The sequence below is a fragment of the Frankia sp. AiPs1 genome, assembly GCF_023716945.1.
GTDB lineage: Bacteria > Actinomycetota > Actinomycetes > Frankiales > Frankiaceae > Frankia.
Window position 1 is genome coordinate 1 of record NZ_JAMQQF010000783.1, and the last position, 2111, is coordinate 2111.

2 protein-coding genes are annotated in these 2111 nt (G+C 71.6%); both read right to left on the reverse strand.

The window, feature by feature from the left end; genetic code table 11:
• Positions 1-1104, reverse strand: a 1104-nt coding sequence (gene dapC / locus ND748_RS30610; RefSeq protein ID WP_251749765.1) for a succinyldiaminopimelate transaminase, incomplete at its 3' end; no start/stop codon positions are given.
• A 59-nt stretch (positions 1105-1163) separates the two neighbouring features.
• Positions 1164-1487: a ferredoxin gene (fdxA, locus tag ND748_RS30615; protein ID WP_009742053.1), complete on the reverse strand. Its 324-nt coding sequence runs from the start codon at positions 1485-1487 to the stop codon at positions 1164-1166.
• Positions 1488-2111 lie beyond the last annotated feature (624 nt).

Consider the following 2111-nt stretch of genomic DNA (forward strand, 5'->3'; position numbering starts at 1 on the left):
GGCCGGGTGCGATCCCGCGCCGGCCCCCAGGACGGCCGGCGCCAGCATGGTCATCCGCTCGGGGACGGTCGCCACCTGGGAGTCCGGCGCGGTGAGGGCGACCCGGACATGGTGGCGGCCGCCCTCGCCGTAGAACGTCCCGGGCGCGACGAGCACGCCGACCCCGGCGAGGGCGTCGACCGTCGCCCACGCGTCCTCGCCGCGGGTGGCCCACAGGTACAGGCCGGCCTCGCTGTGGTCGATGGTGAATCCGGCGACCGCGAGCGCCGCCGCGAGGACCGCCCGCCGGTTGGCGTAGCGGGCCCGCTGGTCGGCGACGTGGATGTCGTCGGCGTAGGCGGCGGTCATCGCCGCCGCCACCGGGGTCGGCATCATGAACCCGGCGTGCTTGCGGACCCCGGTCAGCCCCTCGACGAGCTGCGGGTCGCCGGTGACGAAACCGGCCCGGTAGCCCGCGAGGTTCGACCGCTTGGACAGGGAGTGCACCGCAAGCAGGCCCTCGTGGGAACCCCCGCAGACGTCCGGATGCAGCACGGAGACCGGCCGGCTCTCCCAGCCCAGTTCGATGTAGCACTCGTCGCTGGCGACGATCACGCCCCGCTCGCGGGCCCAGGTGACGACCGCTCGCATCTCGTCGACGGTCAGCACCCGCCCCGTCGGGTTGGCGGGCGAGTTCAGCCAGACGAGCGTCACCCCGTCCGCGGGGCCGACGACCGGCTCGCAGCGAGCAAGCAGAGCACCGACCTCATAGGTCGGGTATGCCGGCGTCGGCACCCAGACCCGGTCTCCTGGTTCGAGCCCGAGCTGCCCCGGGAGCTGGGCGACCAGCTCCTTGGTACCGAGCACCGGCAGGACGGCACCCGGATCCACGAGGACGCCGAGCCGGCGGGCCAACCAGCCCGCCGCCGACTCCCGAAGATCCGGGGTGCCGACCGTCAGCGGATAGCCCGGAGCATCCGCTGCACCGGCCAGCGCCTGTTGGACGACGGCCGGGGTGGAGTCGACCGGAGTTCCCACCGAGAGGTCGACGAGCCCGTAGGGGTGCGTGCGGGCCTTCTCCTTGTAGGAGACGAGCTGATCCCAGGGGAAGTCGGGCAGCCGCACGCGGGAACGGGCTGGTGACCGCAGGACTCCGGAGGTGTTGCCCGACCTCCCAGAGCGGCTCAGGACTCGCCCTGGGGGGCCAGCGCGGCAACCGCCGGCGGGTCGAAGTCCAGCGCCCCGACCTTCGACGCACCGCCCGGCGAACCGAGCTCCTCGAAGAAGTTGGCGTTGGTGTCCGTGTACCCCTTCCACTGATCGGGCACGTCGTCCTCGTAGTAGATGGCCTCCACGGGGCAGACCGGCTCACATGCTCCGCAGTCGACGCACTCGTCGGGCTGGATGTAGAGCATCCGTCCACCCTCGTAGATGCAGTCGACCGGGCACTCCTCGATACAGGCCCTGTCCTTGACATCGACGCAGGGCTCCGCGATGACGTAGGTCACCGGTTGTTCCTCCTCGGGCTCGCGGGCGACTGAGTCCTTAGTATCGACATGGACAGTTCCGTGTCGACAACAAGGGCGTGCGCTGGTGGTGTATGTCGTCCGCATCACTCAGGCCGACATCGGCGCGCGAGTCATGATCCGCAGGCGCATCCCGGGTCCGATACCTCTCAGTGACGTCCTCGGGACACTACGATCATGGTCATCGCACGTGCTGACGGTCGAAACGGCGGAGGGCACGCGCGTCCAGGTTACCGAGGATGACGTGGTCGCGGCACGCGTCATACCCCCTCGACCCCCCGCGCGGCGATCACCCGCCGATTCCGCCACGCAGGTCACGACCGCGGCAGGTCGTTTCGGCGCCGATGCGGACATACCGGCTCCGGGCACCATCGTCCGAACCCGGCCGGTCCGGGGAGCGACAATTCCAGACATGACGGAACAGGGCACTGCGCCGAACCCGGCTCCGGGGCCGGCGACCGGGGCTGCCGGCGATCGGGCGAGCTCCCCGGGCGACGCGGGCGACGCGACCGACGCGGGCGACGCGGGCGGGACGGAACGCCGATGAGCGCCCGCAGCCGCAGCCGGTTCGCCGAGGTCGTCCGGCGCGAGCCCGTCGACCTGGCC